The sequence below is a fragment of the Microbispora sp. CL1-1 genome, from assembly GCF_012034195.1.
Taxonomy (GTDB): domain Bacteria; phylum Actinomycetota; class Actinomycetes; order Streptosporangiales; family Streptosporangiaceae; genus Microbispora.
The window spans coordinates 16,686-37,044 of the sequence record NZ_JAATEK010000026.1; the positions used below are offsets into that span (position 1 = coordinate 16,686).

The 20,359-nt window shown below is 71.5% G+C and carries 17 protein-coding genes; 6 read left to right on the top strand and 11 right to left on the bottom strand.

Annotated elements, in window-relative coordinates; all coding sequences use genetic code 11:
- Nucleotides 1-41 precede the first annotated feature (41 nt).
- The 4 genes from HCK04_RS26425 to HCK04_RS26440 form a co-directional block, all read right to left on the bottom strand.
- Nucleotides 42-953, bottom strand: coding sequence for a biotin-dependent carboxyltransferase family protein (locus HCK04_RS26425; protein WP_142650100.1), 912 nt, complete (start codon nt 951-953; stop codon nt 42-44).
- A 105-nt stretch (nt 954-1,058) separates the two neighbouring features.
- Complete coding sequence (locus HCK04_RS26430) at nt 1,059-1,670, bottom strand: allophanate hydrolase subunit 1 (protein WP_142650101.1); 612 nt, start codon at nt 1,668-1,670, stop codon at nt 1,059-1,061.
- The gene (locus HCK04_RS26435; protein ID WP_142650175.1) at nt 1,667-2,485 is read right to left on the bottom strand and encodes a 5-oxoprolinase subunit PxpA; all 819 of its coding nucleotides are present in this window, start codon (nt 2,483-2,485) and stop codon (nt 1,667-1,669) included. Before HCK04_RS26435 ends, HCK04_RS26430 begins: the two co-directional genes overlap by 4 nt.
- Before the next feature lie 16 nt (nt 2,486-2,501).
- The gene (locus tag HCK04_RS26440) at nt 2,502-3,662 is read right to left on the bottom strand and encodes an NRAMP family divalent metal transporter (RefSeq protein WP_240971835.1); all 1,161 of its coding nucleotides are present in this window, start codon (nt 3,660-3,662) and stop codon (nt 2,502-2,504) included.
- Between the two features lie 271 nt (nt 3,663-3,933).
- On the opposite strand from HCK04_RS26440, the gene HCK04_RS26445 reads away from it, so the two are divergent.
- A complete protein-coding gene (locus HCK04_RS26445; RefSeq protein WP_142650103.1) occupies nt 3,934-4,632 on the top strand; it encodes a GntR family transcriptional regulator in 699 nt (232 codons plus the stop codon).
- A gap of 76 nt (nt 4,633-4,708) precedes the next feature.
- Here the strand turns inward: HCK04_RS26445 and HCK04_RS26450 are convergent, their stop codons facing one another.
- From HCK04_RS26450 to HCK04_RS26460, 3 genes are all read right to left on the bottom strand, one after another.
- Nucleotides 4,709-5,830, bottom strand: coding sequence for a glycosyltransferase family 4 protein (locus tag HCK04_RS26450; protein WP_142650104.1), 1,122 nt, complete (start codon nt 5,828-5,830; stop codon nt 4,709-4,711).
- Nucleotides 5,831-6,077: 247 nt separating this feature from the next.
- Nucleotides 6,078-6,641 (bottom strand): hypothetical protein, encoded by a 564-nt coding sequence (locus tag HCK04_RS26455; protein ID WP_142650105.1) that lies wholly within the window; start codon nt 6,639-6,641, stop codon nt 6,078-6,080.
- A 106-nt stretch (nt 6,642-6,747) separates the two neighbouring features.
- A complete protein-coding gene (locus tag HCK04_RS26460) occupies nt 6,748-7,941 on the bottom strand; it encodes an AAA family ATPase (RefSeq protein ID WP_142650106.1) in 1,194 nt (397 codons plus the stop codon).
- A 391-nt stretch (nt 7,942-8,332) separates the two neighbouring features.
- Here HCK04_RS26460 and HCK04_RS26465 point away from each other — a divergent pair, with 391 nt between their 5' ends.
- Both HCK04_RS26465 and dnaE read left to right on the top strand, forming a co-directional pair.
- Entirely contained in the window at nt 8,333-8,599 is a 267-nt protein-coding gene (locus HCK04_RS26465) for a DUF6504 family protein (protein ID WP_142650107.1), read from the top strand.
- 73 nt (nt 8,600-8,672) lie between these two features.
- Nucleotides 8,673-12,296: a DNA polymerase III subunit alpha gene (gene dnaE / locus HCK04_RS26470; RefSeq protein WP_142650108.1), complete on the top strand. Its 3,624-nt coding sequence runs from the start codon at nt 8,673-8,675 to the stop codon at nt 12,294-12,296.
- A 938-nt stretch (nt 12,297-13,234) separates the two neighbouring features.
- Here dnaE and HCK04_RS26475 read toward each other — a convergent pair.
- Nucleotides 13,235-16,084, bottom strand: coding sequence for an AAA family ATPase (locus tag HCK04_RS26475; protein WP_168066283.1), 2,850 nt, complete (start codon nt 16,082-16,084; stop codon nt 13,235-13,237).
- 307 nt (nt 16,085-16,391) lie between these two features.
- Here HCK04_RS26475 and HCK04_RS41405 point away from each other — a divergent pair, with 307 nt between their 5' ends.
- Nucleotides 16,392-16,538, top strand: a complete 147-nt coding sequence (locus HCK04_RS41405) for a hypothetical protein (protein WP_205830732.1) — start codon at nt 16,392-16,394, stop codon at nt 16,536-16,538.
- Nucleotides 16,539-16,551: 13 nt separating this feature from the next.
- Nucleotides 16,552-16,869 carry a hypothetical protein gene (locus HCK04_RS26480; protein ID WP_205830733.1) on the top strand — a complete coding sequence of 106 codons (318 nt, stop codon included), beginning with the start codon at nt 16,552-16,554 and terminating at the stop codon, nt 16,867-16,869.
- Here HCK04_RS26480 and HCK04_RS26485 read toward each other — a convergent pair.
- Nucleotides 16,859-17,701 carry a LysR family transcriptional regulator gene (locus HCK04_RS26485; protein ID WP_142650111.1) on the bottom strand — a complete coding sequence of 281 codons (843 nt, stop codon included), beginning with the start codon at nt 17,699-17,701 and terminating at the stop codon, nt 16,859-16,861. The genes HCK04_RS26480 and HCK04_RS26485 overlap by 11 nt on opposite strands.
- A 75-nt stretch (nt 17,702-17,776) precedes the next feature.
- Here HCK04_RS26485 and HCK04_RS26490 point away from each other — a divergent pair, with 75 nt between their 5' ends.
- Nucleotides 17,777-18,487, top strand: a complete 711-nt coding sequence (locus HCK04_RS26490) for a hypothetical protein (protein WP_240971833.1) — start codon at nt 17,777-17,779, stop codon at nt 18,485-18,487.
- Here the strand turns inward: HCK04_RS26490 and HCK04_RS26495 are convergent.
- Together HCK04_RS26495 and HCK04_RS44335 are read right to left on the bottom strand one after the other, a co-directional pair.
- Entirely contained in the window at nt 18,456-19,469 is a 1,014-nt protein-coding gene (locus HCK04_RS26495; RefSeq protein ID WP_142650113.1) for an LLM class F420-dependent oxidoreductase, read from the bottom strand. The two genes, HCK04_RS26490 and HCK04_RS26495, sit on opposite strands and share 32 nt — an antisense overlap.
- A 20-nt stretch (nt 19,470-19,489) precedes the next feature.
- Nucleotides 19,490-20,287 carry an FCD domain-containing protein gene (locus HCK04_RS44335; RefSeq protein ID WP_142650114.1) on the bottom strand — a complete coding sequence of 266 codons (798 nt, stop codon included), beginning with the start codon at nt 20,285-20,287 and terminating at the stop codon, nt 19,490-19,492.
- Nucleotides 20,288-20,359 lie beyond the last annotated feature (72 nt).

Here is a 20,359-nt window from a genome sequence, read left to right on the forward strand (position 1 = left end):
CGCCGCCGTGCGGGGTCGGGTTCCATCGGGGCCTCCTCTGTTCAACGGGTGGCGCCAGCCACCCGGAAACGGACGTGCTGCCCGGGACGGGCCTGCGCCGCCCGGTCGACGTGGTGATCGCGGACCACCGCGATGACCGGATAGCCGCCGGTCACGGGGTGATCCGCGAGGAAGAGCGTCGGCTGTCCCGACGGCGGCACCTGCAGCGCGCCGGGCACCATGCCCTCGCTCGGCAGCTCGCCGTCGCGCGCGCGTTCGAGGCGCGGCCCGCGCAGCCGCATGCCCACCCGGTCGCTGTGCGGGGTCACCTCGTACGGCTCGGCGCACAGGGCCGCCAGCGCTCCGGGGGTGAACCAGTCGTGGCGTGGCCCCGGGATCACGTCGAGCACGAGGACGCCCGCCTCCGGCTCGGGCACCGGGGCGAAGTCGGTCACGGGGAACGCCGCGGGCGCCGGCCCGACGGGGAGCACCGATCCGGGCGCCGGGCGTTCCGGGCCGAGCCCGGAGAGCAGGTCGGTGGACCGCGACCCCAGCACCTCGGGCACGTCTATCCCGCCGCGGACCGCCAGGTAGGTCCGCAGCCCCCGGGGCGGCACGCCGAGCCGCAGCGTGGCCCCGTCGGGCAGGCGCTCGACCGACGCGTGCCCGGCGCCGCGCGTGCGTCCGTCGGGCAGGGTGACGGTGGCGGGGCACGGGGCGCCGGTGAGCGTCACGAGCAGGTCGCCGACGGCGCGGACCTTCAGCCCGCCCAGGGTGATCTCCAGGCAGGCGGCGTTCTCGGGATTGGCCAGCAGGCGGTTGGCCAGCCGCAGCGCGCCCCGGTCGGCCGCGCCGGAGCGCCCGACGCCGAGATGGCTGTGCCGGCGCCGCCCGAGGTCCTGCACCGTGGTGAGGGGACCGGGGGCCAGCACCACCAGCGCCCGCCGAGGCCCGCTCACCGCCTGCTCGCTCATGACCCTCCGCTCATCGCCGACCCGCTCACGGCCGTACCGCTCACCGCCGACCCGCCCGCCGTTTTCCCGCTCACCTCCGGCGTGCTCATGACGCCTCGCTCACGGCTACGCCTCCGCGAACCGCACCCGGACCCCCGGGCGCAGCAGGGCGGGCGGGTCGGCGGCGATGTCCCACACCACGGTCTCGGTGCGCCCGATGAGCTGCCAGCCGCCCGGCGACTCGCGCGGGTAGACCCCGCTGAACTCCCCGGCGAGCGCCACGGCGCCGGTCGGCACGCGTACGCGCGACTCCGGCCGCCGGGGCACGGCCAGCCGGGGATCGCCGCCGATCAGATAGCCGAAGCCGGGGGCGAAACCGCAGAAGGCGACCGTCCACGCCGTCCCGGTGTGCGCCGCCACGACCTCGCGTTCGGTGAGCCCGGTCAGCCGGGCCACGTCCGCGAGGTCGTCGCCGTCGTACACCACCGGGATCACCACCTCCTCGGTCGTCGCCAGGCGGCCCGCGGCCGGCCGTACGGACAGGACGGCGGACTCCACCTCGGAGTGACGTGCCGGCGGCTCGAACCGGACGAGCAGCGTACGCGCCGCGGGGACGAGGTCGACTATCCCCCGAGGAGGGTCGGCCGCGAGGGCATCGTAGAGGGCGACGACCTCCTCAAGGCGGTCGAGCTCGACCAGGACCGCGTGCTCGCCACAGCGGTGCAGCCGTGCGTTCACGCCCGCTCCTCCGCGAACGACGCCTTCGTGTCCATGAGCGGCTGCTCTTCCAACGGCTGCCCCGCGAACGGCGCCAGGCCGATGCCGTTCGCCTTGAGCGCGTCACGGACCTCGATCGCCATGGCGACGGCGCCGGGGCTGTCGCCGTGCACGCAGATCGAGTCGGCCGTGATGGTGAGCGGCGTCCCGTCGACGGCCTCGATCGGCTCGCCCCTGGCCATGCGTACGCTGCGCGCGGCGACCTGGGCGGGGTCGTGCAGGACGGCGCCGGGCACGCCGCGCGGCACCAGCCTGCCCTCGCGGGTGTAGGCGCGGTCGGCGAAGCATTCGGCGACCGTGGTGAGGCCTGCCCTGGACGCCTGGCGCAGCCACGCCGAGCCGGGCAGACCGAGCACCGGCAGGCCGGGGTCGTAGGCCCGCACGGCCGCGACGACCGCGGCGGCCTGCGCCTCGTGGTGCACGATCGCGTTGTAGAGCGCGCCGTGCGGCTTGACGTACCTGACCCTGGTGCCCGCCACCCGCGCGAAGGCGTCCAGCGCGCCGATCTGGTAGATGACGTCGTCGGCGAGCTCGACGGGCGGCACGTCGATGAAGCGCCGCCCGAAGCCCGCCAGGTCGCGATAGCCGACCTGGGCACCGATCACCACGCCGCGCGCGGCCGCGGTCTCGCAGGTGCGCCGCATGATGACCGGGTCTCCCGCGTGGAACCCGCAGGCGACGTTGGCGCTCGTGACGATCGACAACAGCGCGTCGTCGTCGCCGAGGGTCCACCGGCCGAAGCCCTCGCCCAGGTCGGAGTTGAGGTCGATGCGCATGGTCGGGTAGGACACGTCAGCTCCAGAGCGCGCTGATCCCGCTGAGGGAGTTCCAGCCGAGATAGATGGTCAGCGCCCAGGCGAGCACACCGATCCCGAGCAGCCAGACAGGGTAGCGGTATCCCCCCATGAGATCACGACGGCGTGCGGCGACCCAGAGGATCACGGCCAGGCCGACGGGCAGGATGAGGCCGTTGAGCGCTCCGGCGAGGATCAGCAGGTTGGCCGGAGCCTTGCCGAGGAGCAGGAAGACCGCCGTCGAGACCACGATGAAGGCCACCGTGATCCACGAGCGGTAGCGGTCCGTACGGGGCGAGAAGCTGGCGAGGAACGACACCGACGTGTACGAGGCGCCGATGACCGAGGTGATGGCCGCGGCCCACAGGACGACGCCGAACAGCCGCAGGCCCACCTCGCCCGCCGCGCTCGCGAAGATGTCGGCGGCCGGGTTGGTGGAGCCGGCGGCGAGCTTGAAGCCCCCGGCCACCACGCCGAGCGAGGCGAGGAAGAGGATCACGCGCATGACACCGGTGACGAGGATGCCGGTGATCGAGCCGCGGGAGATCTGACCGGCGTTGCGCGGTCCGGTCACGCCCGCGTCGATCAGCCGGTGCGCCCCCGCGTAGGTGATGTAGCCCCCGACCGTGCCGCCGATCAGCGTCGTGACGGCGAGGAAGTCGACCTTGTCCGGCAGCACCGTCTGCCGCAGGGCCTCGCCCACCGGCGGGTCCGAGACGACCGCCACGTACAGCGTCAGCGCCACCATCACGACGCCGAGGACGACGACGATCCGGTCGACGGCCACGCCGGCCTTCTTGCTGAGGAAGATGGCGACGGCGATCAGGGCGGACACCGTGCCGCCGATCTTGACGTCGATCCCCGCGAGGGCGTTCAGGCCGAGCGCCGCGCCGCCGACGTTGCCGATGTTGAACACCAGGCCGCCGAACGCCACGAGGGCGGCCAGGAAGTATCCCGAACCGGGCAGCACCCGGTTGCCCAGCGTCTGGGCGCGCATGCCGGAGACGCCGATCACCCGCCACACGTTCAGCTGGACGGCGATGTCGACGAGGATCGACGCGACGATAACGAACGCGAACGCCGCCCCGAGCTGCGCCGTGAACGTCGTCGTCTGGGTGATGAAGCCGGGGCCGATGGCGCTCGTGGCCATGAGGAACATCGCGCCGAGCAGCGCCGAGCGCCGTCCTCCGCTCGTGGTGCCCGCGGGCGAGGTCGTCTGGGTGCCGGGGGGTGGGTTCATACGGAAACTCCTTTGCTTCACCTCCCCTGGAAATTAGAGGATTGTTCAACGATTCATCAAGACTCTTGTAGGTTACTTCTGTGCCACAACTCCGTGTGATCATGCGAAATCCATTGGTGATCACCGAATCCGGCGGGCCTGCCGCGGCCTAAGCTGGGACTGATCCGGCGGTCGAAAAGGGGTTGCGGTGATGACGGCTATGGCGGACTGGGCGGCACGGTTGAGCGCGGCTCGGCCGGTGCTCGATAGGGCCAGTGCCGCGGAGCTGGTCGCCGACGTCCTGCGGGAGAACGTCATCGACGGCTCCCTGCCGCCGGGCACCCGCCTGTCGGAGGAGACGATCGGCAACCTCCTCGGCGTCTCCCGCAACACGCTCAGAGAGGCGTTCCGGCTGCTGTCGCACGAGAACCTGCTGGTGCACGAGCTGCACCGCGGGGTCTTCGTCCGCAAGCTCGCCGCGGCCGACGTGGCCGACATCTACGCCATGCGCCGCATCCTCGAAACGGCGGGCGTACGGGCGTCCGTCACGGCCCCGCGAGAGGCCGTGGAGGAGGTGCGGCGCCACGTCGAGAAGGGGCAGGCGGCGGCGGAGGTCGGCGACTGGGCGGCCGTCGGCACCGCCAACATGCGGTTCCACCGCGCGATCACCGCGCTGCTGGCCAGTCCCCGCGTGGACGAGACCATGGCGCGCCTGCTCGCCGAGCTTCGGCTGGCCTTCCACGTGATGGGCGAGCTCAGGACCTTCCACGAGCCCTACCTGGGAGACAACGCGCGCATCGCCACGCTGCTGATCGAGGGCGATCCAGAACGGGCCGAACGGGAGCTGCTCGCGTACTTCGACACCGCGGAGGCCCAGCTCCTGGCCGCGTACGCGGATCACGCGGGCTGAGCCACGGAGCCGGTCCGGCCCGCCCGCGGCGTCCCCGGCGGGGCGTGGCAAGGGCGCGGGCGGGCCGGCAGGCCGGTCAGCCGGCGAGAGCGGGGGCGGAAGCGGGGACGGCGGTGCGGTCGCGCAGCGCGGCCCCGGCGATCACCTGCCGATAGAGGCGCTCATATCCCTCTGCCATCACCGAGACGTCGAAGTGCCGCTCGACGTGGGCGCGGCAGGCGCGGGGATCCAGGTCGCCGGCCCGCTCGACCGCGTCCGGCAGCTCGTCCGGCGAGGTGCGCACGAAACCGGTGACGCCGTCCACCACGACCTCGGGGGCAGCGCCGCGGCGCAGGGTGACCACCGGCGTGCCGCACGCCATCGCCTCGATCATCACCAGCCCGAACGGCTCCTCCCACTGGATGGGGAACAGCAGGCAGCGGGCCCGCGACAGCAGGTCGCGCTTGCGGGCGGCGTCGGCCTCGCCCACGTATTCGGCGTCCGCGCCCAGACGGGGACGGACGAACCTGGAGAAGTAGTCGTGCTCGGACGGCTCGGTCAGCTTGCCCGCGAGGAGGATCCTGCGCCCGGCCGCGCGGGCGGCGTCGATGGCCAGGTGGGCGCCCTTGTCCGGGCTGAACCTGCCCAGCCACAGGAGCCAGTCTTCCTTGTCCGCCCGGTAGGGGAAGCTCGCGGCGTCAACGGCGTTGTGCACCACACCGGCCCAGTTCAGGTCGGAGGCCGACCCGCGCTGGGAGCCGGAGATGGCGGCCAGCGAGACCGTGCCGCCCAGCCTGCGGTAGAACTCGCCCAGGTCGTCGTCGATCGCGCCGTGCACGGTCACCAGCGTCGGGGCCGTACGGGAGGCCGCGGTGAGCGGGCCGGCCAGGGAGTGGTCGTGGACGATGTCGACGTCGAGGGAGGCCAGCGTGGCCGCGGCGGCCGCCGCGTGCACCACCTCGGGCAGCGGCTCTCCGATGCGCGACGAGGGGGCCTCGGGATAGGTGGCGACGTAGTCCGCCGGGGTGTCGGCGCGTCCCGCGCCGATGAGCGTCACCGTGTGACCACGGCGCACGAGGGCGGTGGTCAGATCGGACACCATGGCCTCGATGCCGCCGTACGCCCGGGGCGGCAGTTCGTACCAGGGCGGGGCGACCATCGCGATCCGCAGGCCACCGGAGCGGGACCGGGCGGGGTGAAGATCGCTCACTGAACGCATGACGAGTACACCTCCGATACGCATCCACGGTCTTCGGCGTAGGAATCACCGCCGCCGCGTACGCGTCGTAGTGCTCGGTCCCAGCGCCCGCGCCGGCGACGTCACTACTGTTAGCACTCTCCTGACCTGAGTGCCAAACAGGCCCTTCCTGTCCCGGGCGGAGACCGGTGGCGGGTTCGACTGAGTCGGTGAGGGTGAAATTCCCCAGGAGTGACGCGGTGCTGCCCGACAGCGGGAAGCAGCGGAACTATCGGTTCCCGAGGTGTTCCCCGCAGCAGCGCTCCACGCTGGCGCAGAGATCGCTCCATGATCGGTTCGAACCGGACAACTCTCTCAGGGAACCCAGGGAGACCGCCTTTTCCAGCACCCCGGGTGCATCCGACTCCCGGTAGCGGCGGGACGGGGTTCCGATCTCGTTCATGAGGACCTTCTTCGGGTCATGTATTTTCCCCGTGTCTCGTCCCAGGTATTTGCTCGGCACCTCCCAGGAGGACACGAACGCCTTCAACGCTTTCGGGAACAGGAACATCCACGCTTCCGTCTCCCACGCGGCCAGCCCGTAATGAGCCGAATTCATCTCCCTGTCGAGGGCGTCCTGCACCCGGTCGCGGATCCGGACGTACTCTTCGCCGTCGACGGCGTCGAGATCCTCATGGACGAAAAAGCAGGCGAGTTCGGCCTTCTCCCTGGCAGCCCGCGCGCGGCCAGTCTGGCGAGTTTGTTCACTCGATCGGTGAGTCTCTGACCGGTGGCCTGCCGTAAACGGACAGGCTCGTTGATCTCCACGAGCCTCCCTTTCATCTGCGGGCACAGGGCTTCCAACACGATGCGGAGGCAGCGCCGGTCGTTGCTGTCCTCGCCGGCGAGAACCACGACGGGCTTCTTCGTGGCACGCACACGAGTGCCGCCTCGCGGGGTCACAGATCGCCTCCCAGGGCGCCCGAGAACCACAGTTCGCCGAGAGGAAGCCCTTCGCTTCGCGTGACGATGTCACGGATCTGCTTATGGGAGATAGCGGGTATCGCGGAAGATCCGTCGTCTCGGCGTTCGCAGACGACCAGCTCGTCCGGGTGCAGCCTGTCGGCAAGGGCAGGGGAGTGCGTGGCGATGAGGAACTGCGTCCGTAGGCTGGCTTCGCGGAGCCGCTCCACGAGAAGTTCCAGAGCTTGGGGATGCAAGCCGTGATCGATCTCCTCGATGCACGTCAGGGCCGGGGGGCTGGGGTCGTAAAGCAGGGAAAGGAGACCGAGGAGGCGGATCGTTCCGTACGATGCGTCGGCGAGCTGCGTCCGTCTGCGAAGTCCTCGCTCGTGGAGGATGACGATGACCTCGCGCGCGGGACCAGAGGGAAATTCGAAATCAATTCCGGTGAGCTGTGGAAGCACCTCGATCGCGTCGGCCTCCAGCCTCTGGAACGCCTCCTCGTCACGGCTTCGCAGCGTCAGAAGAAACGCGGCCATGTTGGCGGCGTCGTCCTCCAAAGCATCCATCCCGTGTGGAAAGCGACTCGGCATGCGGGCGGATCCGACGTTCACATCGAAGACCCGGAAGGACGCGAGCCGCTGCGCCACCGTCGCCACCTCGGTCCCTCCCTCGTCATCTGTGAGCCGTGGAAGCGTGGAGAGGCCGCTGCTCAGCCGCTGGATTCCGATGGAGTGCGCAGGGGACTCGGCCCGGTCTTTACCGATTTGAACGACATTGACCTTCTGGCCGGAGATCGTGATTCGGCGGCCGCGTCCCTGCGTCCGTTTGAATTGGAATGTCTCCCGCCGGGAGAGGGATCTGCCGCTGCGCTGCTCGATCCGTAGTGAGTACTCGTCGGGTGCGTTCGGGCTGCTGTGAGTCGTCCAGTTCGCCTTCAGTTTGATCTGGATGGAGGTCGGTGGCTTGTCCCCACCCCAGAAGGCGACCTCGTCGAACCCGCCGCGAAGGTCGAGTGCCGGCTGCAGGTCGGTCCGGATCACGTCCGCGAGAAATCGGAACACTTCGAGGATATTGGTTTTTCCTGCGCCGTTCGCGCCGACGAGCACATTGAGCGGCCCCAGGGGAAGCGCCACTTTTCGCAGGCTGCGGAAGTTCTCCACCTCGAGCTCGATCAGCCGCTTCTCCATCAAGCCACACTTTCCATGCCGGTCTGCGTTCCAATGGTCACTGTGCGGACCAGTGCGAGTCCCCGCCAGAGTACTGCTGTGATCACAGATGGAGACGGTCTCCTCTGAAGATCGCGTCTCGGGTGCGGGGCGAGGCTCAACGTCGTAGGAGCGACATCGTGGTCACGACTCACCTCGCAGCGGCGAAGCGTCCGCCCGGCGACCTTATGCGGTCGCCGGTGCCTGACGGCTCCGCCCGCGGGCGTGCTTCCTGGGATTTCGCACCCGGGAACGGGCCGTGCCGACTTGCGTTCACCGCCCTGGGAACGTATGTTCGAAGTAGCGGCGATTCTGCCCGAATCATCCGCCCGTCTTCCCCCGGGTGGCCACGAAGCCACAGGGAGAAGGAGTCTTGAGCAGACTTTACGGCGATCCGATCGAGGTGTGGGTCCGGGACGGGCGCCCTGCTCAGTTCGTCTGGCGTGACCGGCTCTACACCGTCCGCGAGGTCCAGGACCACTGGGTGGTCGCCAGAGAGTGGTGGAAGACCTCGGACGCCGATCCCGGCGAGCGGCGCTTCTGGCGAGTGGGTGCCGCGGCCGGCAAGGAGGTCGGGACCTATGAACTGCGCTTCGACACCGCCAGCGGCGGCTGGCTCCTGCTGAGGGCCTGGGACTGATGGGAACGCTCCAGCCACCCAACCGGGGGACGGGCCGCTGGAGGACGGACCGGGGACGGACGGGGGTGTGCCCGTGACGCGCGCCTTCGCCCACCTGCACGTGGCGTCCGCCTTCTCGCTGCGGTACGGCACCGCGTTCCCGGCCGCCCTCGTCCGGCGGGCCGCCGAGCACGGCATGGACACGCTCGCGCTGACCGACCGCGACGGCCTCTATGGCGCGATCAAGCACGTCATCGCGTGCCACGAGCAGGGCGTCCGCCCGGTCGTCGGGGTCGATCTCGCCCTCGACGGCGTCTCTTCCCTGCCCGGCTCTTCGGTGCCCGGTTCTTCCGTGCCGGACGACCTGTTCGAGGGCGGCCTGCCGTCCGGCCGCCGCACCGGTCACAGCCGCGGGCATGGACACGGGCATGGGCACGGGCATGGCCGGGGGGCGGCGGCCGAGCCGGCGCGGGTCGTCGTGCTCGCCCGCACCGGCGGCTGGGCCGCGCTGTGCCGCCTGGTCACGGCCGCCCACCACGCGGGGGAGCGCGGCGCGCCGTACGTCACGCCGGGCATGGTGGCCGAGCACGCGACCGGCCCGGACGGGGAGCCCCGGCTGACCGTGCTGCTCGGGCCCCGCTCCGGCGTCGGCCGCGCGGTGGCCGAGCGGCACGACGACCAGGCCAGGACCCTGCTGGCCGCCTGGCGCGCGGTGGTCCCCGACCTGGTCGTCGAGGTGTCCGATCTGTACGGCTATCGCGACGCGAGCACCGCCGCCCGCATGATCGGGCTGGCCGACTCGATGGGCGTGCCGGTCGTGCTGACGAACGCGGTCCGCTATCTGGACGCCGCCGATCACCAGGTCGGCAACGTGCTCGACGCGGCGCGCAAGCTGGTGCCCCTCGACGGGCGGCACCTCGACGACCCCACGGCCCACGCGTACCTGAAGGACGGCGCCGAGATGGCTCGGGTGGCCGCGCGGATCTGCGGCGGCGACACCGGCCGGGCCGCGCGGCTGCTGGCCGAGACGCGCCGCGTGGCCGACCTGTGCGTGCTCGACCCTGTCGAGATCGTGCCCCTGCTCGACCCCGAGCGGCCCCGGCTCCACCTGCCTGAGGTCGGCGAGGACCCGGTGCCCCTGCTGCGGCGGCGCTGCGAGGAAGGGCTGGCCCGGCGCGGCCTGGAGCGCTCGGCCGAGGCCCGCGACCGGCTCGCCGCCGAGCTCCACGTGATCGAGAAGAAGCGGCTGTCGGGCTACTTCACGTCCGTCGCCGGCATCACGGACATGATCCGGGCGATGGGCGTGCGCTGCGCGATCCGCGGCTCGGGGGCGAGCAGCCTGGTCAACTACCTGATCGGCATCGGCGAGGTGAACCCGCTCGAACACGGCCTGCTGATGGAGCGCTTCCTGTCGGAGGGCCGCAAGGGCCTGCCCGACATCGACATCGACGTGGAGTCGGCCCGCCGCCTCGACTGCTACCGCGCGATCCTCGACCGGTACGGCGAGGATCGGGTGGCCTGCGTGTCGATGATGGAGACCTACCGCGCCCGCAGCGCGATCAGGGACGTCGGCGCCGCCATGGGCCTGCCGCCGCACGAGATCGACGTCATCGCCAAGGCGTTCCCGCAGGTGCGGGCCAGGCAGATCAGGGCCGCGCTGTCCGACCTGCCGGAGCTGCGCGACAGCGGGCTGAACGACCGGTCGCTGGAGACGGTGTTCCGCCTGGCGGAGCGGCTCGACGGGCTGCCCCGGCACATCGCGCTGCACCCCTGCGGCGTTTTGATCGGCAACTCCACGTTGCGCGACCGCACCCCGGTCGAGCGCAGCATGCTGGACTTCCCGATGTCGCAGTTCGACAAGGACGACGTCGAGGAGGCGGGCCTGCTCAAGCTCGACGTGCTCGGCGTACGCATGCAGTCGGCGCTCGCCTACGCCCTCCAGGAGGTCGAACGGGTCGAGAACCGGAAGATCGACCTCGACGCCGTCCCGCGCGACGACCGGGAGACCTACGACATGATCCGCCTCAGCCGCACGATCGGCTGCTTCCAGATCGAGTCTCCGGGGCAGCGCGAACTCGTCGCCAAGCTGGAGCCGCGCACGATGCACGACCTGATCGTGGACATCTCGCTGTTCCGCCCGGGACCGGTCAACTCCGACATGGTCACCCCCTACCTGGAGACCCGGCACGGCTTCCGCGAGGCGCGCTACCCGCACGAGTCGCTGCGCGATGCGCTCAGGGAGACCAACGGGGTGGTCGTCTTCCACGAGCAGGTCATGAAGGTCATCGACGTCATGACCGGGGCGGGGCTGTCGGAGGCCGACCGGGCCCGCCGCGCGCTCGGCACGCCGGAGGGCCGCGAGGCCGTACGCGCCTGGTTCGTGCCGCTCGCCAAGGAGAACGGCTACGCCGACGACGTCGTCGAGCAGGCGTGGAAGGTGCTCGACGCGTTCGGCGGGTTCGGGTTCTGCAAGGCGCACGCGGCGGCGTTCGCGCTGCCCACCTATCAGTCGGCCTGGCTGAAACGGCACCACACGGCGGCGTTCCTCGCGGGCGTGCTCACCCACGACCCCGGCATGTATCCGAGCCGGGTCATCCTCGACGAGGCCCGCCAGTGCGGCGTGGACGTCCTGCCCCTCGACGTCAACCGGTCGGGGAAGACCTGGCTGGTCGAGCGTACGAGCCCGGCCGAGGGCGGGCCGGTGGAGGGCGGGCCGGTGGAGGGCGGGCCGGTGGAGTTCGGCCGTGGATACGGCCTGCGGGTGCCGTTCTCGGCCGTACGGGGGGTGAGCGAGGCCGAGGTGGAGCGCATGGTCGCGGGCCGGCCCTACACCTCGCTGGCCGACTTCTGGGAGCGGGCCCGGCCCTCACGGCCGGTGGCCGAGCGGATCGTGGAGGTCGGCGGGTTCGACGCCCTGCACGGCCTGCGGCCGGGGGAGCCGCGCTGGCGGCCGGGCCGGCTGACCAGGCGCGACCTGATCGCCCAGGTCGGCGCGCTCGACCGGGGCTCACCCGTGGGCGTGGCCGGGCAGCTCCCGATGGGGTTCACCGACCGGGTCACGCCCGGCGAGCTGCCGGAGATGACCGAGGCCGAGGCCGTCGAGGCCGAGCTGGAGATCCTCGGCATGGACGTGAGCCACCACGTCATGGACTTCTACCGCGACCTGCTCGACGCGATCGGCGTGACGCGGGCCAGGGATCTGCTCCGGCAGCGCAACGGCGCGGAGATCCTGGTCGCGGGGGTGAAGGTCGCCACCCAGACGCCCGCCGTGCGGTCGGGGCAGCGGGTCATCTTCACCACCCTGGACGACTCCACAGGACCGATCGACCTGACGTTCTTCGAGTCGGTGCAGGCGCACACGGCCGCGACCGTGTTCGGGTCGTGGCTGCTGGCCGCCAGGGGAGTGGTGCGGCGCACCGGGGGCCGGGCGGTCTCGCTGCGCGCCGTCCACTGCTGGAACCTCGCCGACCTCGACCGCGTGTGGCGCACCGAGGGGCTCGACGCCGTACGCGCCCTGATCAGCGAGGTGCCCGTGCCCGGTGCCGGGGTGGGCGGACGGCCCATCGAATACGGCAACGGCTTCCGGGTGTCGCCCTACTCCGACAACGGCGCCCCGCCGGCCGTACGCGAGGGGCGGCTCCCCGGCCACCCGTCCGCGCCCCAGCGGCGGCTCTGGCACGCCAGCTCCGGCAGCTCGGGACCACCGCCCGGCCGGTGATCCTCCTCGCCGCCGTTTCCCGCGCGGCCGGAGGCCGTGGGGCCGGGCTCGGAGCGCTGGGCATCGGATCCGGCGCCGGTCGCCGCCGTTCCGCTCCCTGCCGCGCGGTCTCCGACCGGCCTGCCGGACGGCCGTTCGGCCTGGTCGAGCGTGCTGCCGAGGCGGACCTGCGGCCGGACGGCGGGCCGTGCCGTCCGCTTCCGGCCGGCGCCCGCGTGCCGGAGGGTGACCTCGCGGACGGCCGAGGCGCACAGGAGCGCCGCTACGGCGATCGCGGCGGCCTGGGCCGTGCCGAGGCCGGTCAGACCGTCCCGGGCCGGGCCGGCGAACACCAGGCCGAGCGCGGCCAGCCAGCTCATCCACCAGCAGGCGAGGACGACCAGCCACCGCGTCCGGTCTCCGGCGCCGTACGGCTCGCCCCGCGCGGGATCGCCGCTTCGCATGATGCCGCCGTTTCGCCGGGGTCGCCCCGCCGGGCCCTCGCGCCAGGCCAGGTCGGCGAGGAACGGCGGGACCACGAGGTTGACGCCGGGCACGAGGCACGCCGCCGCGAGCGCGACGGGCGGAGTGCCCTGGCGCACCAGCCGCAGCCAGGACAGATAGGCGGCGGCGCACGCCACGGTCGCGCCGATCGCCAGCAGGACCAGCACGGCGAACGCCGTGGCGGCGCCGCTGACGGTCCGGGCGGCGGGAGAGGCGGGATCGCCGCCGAAGGCCGCGATCTGCGCGGCCAGCCGCCTGCCTCTGGTCTCCTCGAACACGGCGAGCGCGGTCACAGACACGACCTGGGCGGCGAGGGCCGCGTACACGCCGGCGGCCGCCCGGTTCAGCGCTGACGATCTGGACCGCATCTGTTCTCCCCCGCGCCGGGTGTGTGACCTGCCTCACTCTTATCCCGTCCGCGATGGCGTTAATCCGGTCGGGGACCACCTCGCCGCCTAATCACTCTCGATGAGCTCAGGGCACTTTTCTGCGACGATGCGGGCCAGCTCGGTGCGAGATGCGATGTCGAGCTTGCCGAACATCCGGCGGAGGTGGGTGGACACCGTGTGCGGGGAGAGGAACATCCGCTGGGCGATCTGGCGATTGGTCATCCCCTTGGCGATCAGGCCGGCGACCGCCCGTTCAGTGTCGGTGAGGCTGTCCCAGCCAACGGTCGGCCGCTGTGATCGGCCCCAGTGGCGGCGCCGCACTCCGAGCGCCCGCAGCCGCGCTCGCAGGCGGGCCACGTCCCAGAGCGCACCGATGCGCTCGTAGCCGTCGAGCGCCTTGTCCAAGGCGTCGACGGCCTTCGCGGTGGTGCCGGGGCCGGACGCGGTGGCCAGCAGGACGCCGAGGTCTTCGGTGACCAAGGCGCGTGCCCACGGTTCGGGCTGGTCGACGGCGGCCGCCAGCGCGTCGGGGTCCTGGTGGAAAAGTCCCCAGGAGTGAACGAACGTGGTGGTGAAGATCGGGAAATCCGGGTTGTTCCGGGCCAGATACTCGGCCGTGTCAAGGACGGCCCGCGCGTACGGGCGGTTCCCCGCCGCCAGCGCCGCCCGGGTCATCCAGGCGGCCATGAGAGGCGTCGTGAGGAGTGCCCAGCGCCGTTTCTCCTCGTCGGTGTAGATGGCGTCGAGAATGTCGACCGCGCGCCCGGGATCACCTTGGGCTTCGGCCACCGCCGCCATCACCCACTTCTCCCACACCGATCCGAACAACATCTCGGGCGCGGCGGGGATGGACTGGAAGCGTTCGATGTGCCGGACCGCGGCGTCGATGTCGCCCTGCCGCAGGGCGATGACAGCGAGTATGGACAGCCCGACGCGGATGAACCCGTGGGTGCCGAGTTCTTCGGCGGTCATGCTCCCGGCCTGGGCCTCGGCGGCGGCGTCGTCGAGTCGGCCGGCGCCCAGATGCAGAACGGAGCGGAACAGCGCGGGTTCTGCGGCGAGCACGGTCAGCCCGAGGTCGTTGATCTCCTCCTCGGCGGCCCGGATGGCGATCTCGGCCGCGTCGAACTCGCGCATGGCCCTGTAGTAGAGGCTCAGTATCAGGCGCGTATACGGGCGCTGAATGGCTTCGGCGGCGCCGCGTTCGGTGATGCGCAAGGCTTCGCAAAGGTGCGCGTACGAGTCGGCGATCCGCCCGTCCACCATGGCGAACCGAGCGAGCAGCAGAAGTGCCCCGACGACGGCGGCATCGGTGTGCCGCTCGCGGCCGGCGAGAACGGTTTCCGCCCGGTGCCGTCCTTTGCGGAAGTCGTTCAGACAGGTAAGCCCCCAGAACATCGTCCATTCGGCGATGCCGCGAAGGTCATCGGGCAGGTCTTTGCGGGCGAGCAGGTTTTCGGTCTCGGACACCGCATCCGCCGGCCGGCCGCTCAGCAGCAGGATGTGCGCCAGCGCGCAGCGCAGGCGAGGCGCATGAAGAGGCGGGGCCCTGCCAAGCGCGGAACGGGCGAGATCCGCGGCCTCGGACAGCCGTCCGATGACCGTCAGCGCGTCGACGGCTGTGGCGGCGCGGCCGAACCAGGCAGGGTCGGCGGCGTCGCTGAGTTCCAGCGCCCGCATGGCGAGGTCCACGGCGGTCTGCGGTGAGGACCGCAGCACCTCCTGCGCCGCTCGGTCCAGCGCGAGCAGCGCGGAGGTATCACCGCGACCGGCACTGTGGATAAGGTGCGCGGCGGCGGGAACCGCCGATCCGCTTCGCTTGAGCAGCATCTTTCCCGCATCGTGGTGCATGGCCCGGCGTACGGAGTCGGGGATGGTCCCGATCACCGCCTGCCACAGCAGGTCGTGCCGGAAGGACAGTTCATCTCCGGCGGGTTCGATGATGCCCGCCGACATCGCCTCTTCCAGCATCGGCAACAGACCATTGGTCGATTCGCCGAGCATCTCGGCCAGATCCTTCACCGAGAACGACCGGCCGAGGATTCCGGCGCACTGAAGCAGATATCTGGTCGGCGCGGACAGCCTTTCCAGGCGTTCCTGCATGATCGCCTGAGTGCGCGGCGGGGACGCCGCCATCCGCGCGCGACCGTCGGCGATCTGGAAGACGCCCTCCCTTTTGGACTTCTCCAGCAGATCGACGAGCAGGAAGGGGTTGCCGTCCACGATGCCGGCCAGGGCCAGCACGTCCGGGTGGGGCTTCGCCCCGAGGACGTCGGCGACGACGTCCGCCACCGCTTCCTGGTCCAGCGCCTCCAGGGTGATCCGGGTCGCGCCGTCACGTTCCAGCAGGTCGAACAGGCAGTTGAGGCGGGGACAGTCGCCGCCGCCGGTCGTACGGCTCAGCACCCAGACGAGCGGATAGGAGGCGAGATCCCTGGTCATCGACCGCAGCGCCAGCAGAGTTATCGGATCAGCCCAGTGCAGGTCGTCCAACGCCAGGAGCGTCGGTTCCCGGGCCACCCGCTGCTCCAGCTGTCCCTGCAGGTGTTCCACCAGCAGCAGCCGCTGATCGGCGTGACTGTAGACGCTCATCTGAGCGGCCACGGGAAGCGCATAGCTCGATTCCCCGAGCGCCGAGGTGAGCGGGGCGAGGGGAATCAGCTGGGTCAGTTCGTCCGCCGCGCCCTGAGCGACTCCCAGCCCCGCCTCCGGCGCCGCGGCGGTCGTGATGCCGAGCAGGCGACTCTTCCCGACACCTGACCGGCCCTCGACCAGTAGGACCGCACCCCGGCCTACCCTGGCCTCCTGCAGCAATCCGGCGACAATGGTCCACTCGCGGGCGCGACCGCGCCAACCGGGCCACGATGATCGGCAGAAATCGGACCAATCATCAGTTCCGCGATCGGCATCGGTCAAATGCCCCATAAATCCATAAATCACCCATATGTCGGTCGTGTCAAGCGCGAGGCCGGAGGGGCCTGCGACGCCTCCGTCTTCGTGACATCCCCTTTGCCGGCACGCCGTCACCCACTCGCGAATGTAATGCCTCTACCTGGATTTATCCTCTTTGGTTCCGGACCAGCTGGGCCGGAAGCTGGGCGATCGCCTCGGATGGCTCGGTCGTCTATTTCCGGAAAACGGTCGGCAGGACCTTTCGGCGGGCGTCGAAACGACGCGGCCCTAGCCTGCACGGGCACATGCCCTCGCACCTTGGAGGCCGTTCATGACCGACGCCCCGCCGACCGACGACCGCGAGCCCGCGCGGGTCGTGGCCGAGATGATCGACCACGTGCTCCCGCCTGGCGGCGACCTGGACCGCCTGGGACGGCCTGCCGGTGCCCTCGGAAGATCGGATCTACACCCCGCATAAGGCGATCCGCCGGGTGGCCGACCATCTCGTGGACCATCTGGCGGAGATCGAGGACCGGCTGGCCGGCCGCGTGCCCCTGCCCGACCACTGGCATGCGTCGATGATCACCACTGCGGCCGACCTCGCTCCGTTCACCGAGCAGGATCTCGACGAGGCCCGCAGCAGGCTCACCCGGCTCGCCCGGATCTGGACGGCCCGTCTGGAGGTGCTGAGCCCGGAGCAGCTCGACCACTCGCCCGGGGCGGGCTGGACACTCCGCCAGGTCGCCTTCCACCTCGGCGGGTCGGTCTACTACGCCGACGCGGTGGGTGACCTGTCGCTCAGGAGGTGAGCGCGCGGACGACCTCGGCGGCGGGGCCTGGCGGAAGGGTCGCGTGCACCAGCTCGACCCGGTGGACGATCCTCGGCGCGGCCAGCGGCACCCGGACCCCGCACGGCGCGGCGGACGCGGGCAGCAGGGTCAGTCCGTGCCCGGCCGCGGCCAGGCGCGCTGCGACGGCCGGGTCGTGACCCTCATAACGGATGCCGGGCCGCAGCCCGTCCAGCCGTGCCACCGCGCGCAGGCGGTCGAGCGGCATCACCTCGGGGGCGTCCACCCACAGGGCATCGGCCAGGTCGTCCAGCCGCAGGCCGGACCGGCCTGCCAGCGGATGTCCTTCCGGCAGCACGACCACCAGCTCCTCCTCCCGTACGCCGACGGTGGTGAGCGGCCCCGCGTCGGGGAGGTTCAGCGGGTCGGAGGGCGCGGCCGGGCCGTCGGTCAGCGCGAGGTCGGCCTCGCCCGAGGCCACCAGCGCCACGGCCGCCGCCGCGCCCGCGATGCGCAGCGTCGTCACCCCGGCCAGCGCCGCCGCCGTGTCCGCCGTAAGGGCGAGGGGCCCGGCGGCGACGGTAAGGGTCCACGGCTGGGCGGACAGCCGCGCCACGTCCGCCCGCGCGGCCCGCAGCCGCAGTAGGAGCGGACCGGCGTGCTCCAGCAGACGCTCGCCCGCCCGGGTCGGCCGTACGGGGCGGCGGGTCAGCAGCGGCACCCCGAGGTCGGCCTCCAGTGCGGCGATCTGCTGGGACACCGCGGGCTGGGTGTAGCCGAGCCGGTCGGCCGCCGCCGAGAACGACCCCTCGGCGACCACGGTCACGAACGTGCGCAGCAGGTGAGGATCCACGACATCAGCATCGCTTATGCAAACCCCAAAAATCATCATTTGTCATTAAGTTCGCACGTCGCCAGCATGGACGTCATGAGACCCCGCATCGCGCTGGTGGGCGACCGGTCACCCGCCGTCCGCGCCCACACCCGCATCCCGCTCATCCTCGACGCGCTGCGCGAGCGTGAGGGGCTGGACCTCGACGCCTACTGGATCAGGACCGACGAGGTCGCCGATCCGAGCGGCTTCGACGGCGTCTGGATCCTGCCCGGCAGTCCCTACCGCAGCGAGCAGGGCGCGATCACGGCGGCGCGGACCGCCAGGGAGCACGCGATCCCGCTGCTCGGCACCTGCGCCGGCTTCCAGCACGCGCTGCTGGAGTATGCCCGCAACGTGTGCGGGCTGAGCGTGAGCCACGCGGAGAACGACCCGGCCGCCCCCGACCCGCTGATCAGGCAGCTCGCCTGCTCCCTCGCCGGTCACGAGGCGGCGGTCCGGCTCGTCCCCGGCTCGCTCGCCGAGCGGATCGTCGGCGCCGACCGGACCGTGGAGCGCTACTTCTGCTCCTACGGGCCCGATCCCGCCCATCTGGCGACGCTGGAGGCCCACGGCCTGCGCTTCACCGGGCACGACGACGAGGGCGAGGTGCGGGTCGCGGAGCTGCCCGGCCACCCTTTCTATCTCGTCACGCTGTTCCAGCCCGAGCTGGCCGAACGGCAGCCGCACCCGCTGGTGCGGGCCTTCGCCGCCGCTGCCGCCGCCCGGGCCGCGCTCACCCGAACACCAGATCCCGTACGGCTCTGAGCGTGGGCTCGTCACGGGGGCCCATGACGAGCAGCGTGGTGACCGGGCTGCGGCGCCACAGCTCCAGCCGCTCCCGGATGCGGCCGAGCGGCCCGAGGAGCGCGATGCCGTCGGCCAGTTCGTCGGGGATGGCCGCGAACGCCTCGTCACGGCGGCCGGCCAGGTACAGCTCCTGGATGCGGCGGGCCTGCTCCGCGTAGCCCATGCGGCCGATGATGTCGGCGTGGAAGTTGCGGGTCTTGGCCCCCATGCCGCCGATGTAGAGCGTCAGCATCATCTTCACGCCGTCGAGCGCGGCCCTCAGGTCGCCGGTGACGACCACCATGACCATGGCGGCGATGTCGAACCCCGGTTTCGCGCCGGACAGGGCGTCGCCGTACATCGCCTCGATCTTCTCGGGGAAGGCGAACAGCGGCAGCCAGCCCTGCCCGATCTCGGCGGCGAGCGCGACGTTCTTCGGGCCCTCCGCGCCCAGGTAGACGGGGATCTCGGGCCGCAGCGGGTGGGTGATCAGCTTGAGCGGCTTGCCGAGGCCGCCGGGCAGCGGCAGCGGATAGTGCGGGCCCGGGCTGGTCACCGGCTCCTCCCGCCGCCAGACCTTCCGCATGATCTCGACGTACTCGCGGGTGCGGGCGAGCGGCGCGGCGAACGGCTGCCCATACCAGCCCTCCACGACCTGCGGGCCCGAGGCGCCGACGCCGAGCACCAGCCGGCCGCCGGTGAGGTGGTCGAGCGTCATCGCGGTCATCGCGGTCGTCACCGGGGGCCGGGCGGACAACTGGGCGACGCTCGTGCCGAGCTTGATGCGGCTGGTCCGCGCGCCATACCAGGCCAGCGGGGTGAACGCGTCGCTGCCGTACGCCTCGGCGGTCCACACCGACTCGTAGCCCAGCCGTTCGGCGGTCAGCACCACCTCGGTCGCGTCGTCGGCGTTCCGCTGCCAATACCCGAGGTTCAGCCCGAGTCTCAGATCATCGGCCACACGCGTGATTAGAACACGTTCTATGAATCCCGGCCAGACTCCGGATAGGCGCGGGCGAGGTGCTCGGCGACCGCCGCCGCGGCGGCCCCGGCGTCGCCGTCCTCGATCGCCCGATGGATGCGCCGGTGGTCGTCCTGCAGGCCGCCGGTGTCGCCGAGCCGTACGACCGCGTCCACGGCGTAGCGGCGCAGGGCGTCGCGCAGCGCGCGCATGACCGCCACGATCAGCCGGTTGCCCGCCGCCTCCGCGAGGGCGAGGTGGAACGCGATGTCGTGCTCCACGAACTCGGCGGGGTCGCGGGCGGCGTCCATGGCCGCGATCGCCTCCGCCATCCGTCCGGTCGCCGCCTGAGCAGAAGCCGCCTGCGCGGAAGCCGTCTGCACGGAAGCCGTCTGTGCGGGAGCCGTCTGTGCCGAAGCCGCGCGGGCCGAAGCCGCGCGGGCCGAAGCCGCGCGGGCCGCGGCCCACTGCTCGATCATCAGCCGGGTGTCGATCACCTCGCGCATCGAGAGCGTGGCGAGGCCGAGATGCAGCCGGAGCAGGTCGGTGAGCGCCTCTCCCGGGCGGGAGGTGAGCACCGCCCCGGCGTCCGGGCCCCGGCCGGCCTGCGACGCGACCACCCCGAGGGTCTCCAGCACGCGCAGCGCCTCCCTGACCGACGACCGGCCCACGCCGAGCTGCTCGGCGAGCTGCCGTTCGCCCGGAAGCCGGTCGCCCACGGTCAGGCCGTCGGCCGCGATCCGCTCCTCGATGCGTGCGAGCACCTCCTCGAAGGCGCGCGGGCGGGCGTCCGTACGCCGGCGATCTCCGGGGGTCACCACTGCTCCTCCGATGCCTGGTGTCGCCGCATGCGCACCAGGATGTATGGTCTGACCATATTTGGTCTGACC

Bases quoted from the DNA above. Each gene is read 5' to 3' on its own strand.
- HCK04_RS26425 (WP_142650100.1), bottom strand. From the start codon at position 953: ATGAGCGAGCAGGCGGTGAGCGGGCCTCGGCGGGCGCTGGTGGTGCTG.
- HCK04_RS26435 (WP_142650175.1), bottom strand. From the start codon at position 2,485: ATGCGCATCGACCTCAACTCCGACCTGGGCGAGGGCTTCGGCCGGTGG.
- HCK04_RS26440 (WP_240971835.1), bottom strand. From the start codon at position 3,662: ATGTTCCTCATGGCCACGAGCGCCATCGGCCCCGGCTTCATCACCCAG.
- HCK04_RS26445 (WP_142650103.1), top strand. From the start codon at position 3,934: ATGACGGCTATGGCGGACTGGGCGGCACGGTTGAGCGCGGCTCGGCCG.
- HCK04_RS26450 (WP_142650104.1), bottom strand. From the start codon at position 5,830: ATGCGTTCAGTGAGCGATCTTCACCCCGCCCGGTCCCGCTCCGGTGGC.
- HCK04_RS26460 (WP_142650106.1), bottom strand. From the start codon at position 7,941: ATGGAGAAGCGGCTGATCGAGCTCGAGGTGGAGAACTTCCGCAGCCTG.
- HCK04_RS41405 (WP_205830732.1), top strand. From the start codon at position 16,392: ATGACCGACGCCCCGCCGACCGACGACCGCGAGCCCGCGCGGGTCGTG.
- HCK04_RS26490 (WP_240971833.1), top strand. From the start codon at position 17,777: ATGAGACCCCGCATCGCGCTGGTGGGCGACCGGTCACCCGCCGTCCGC.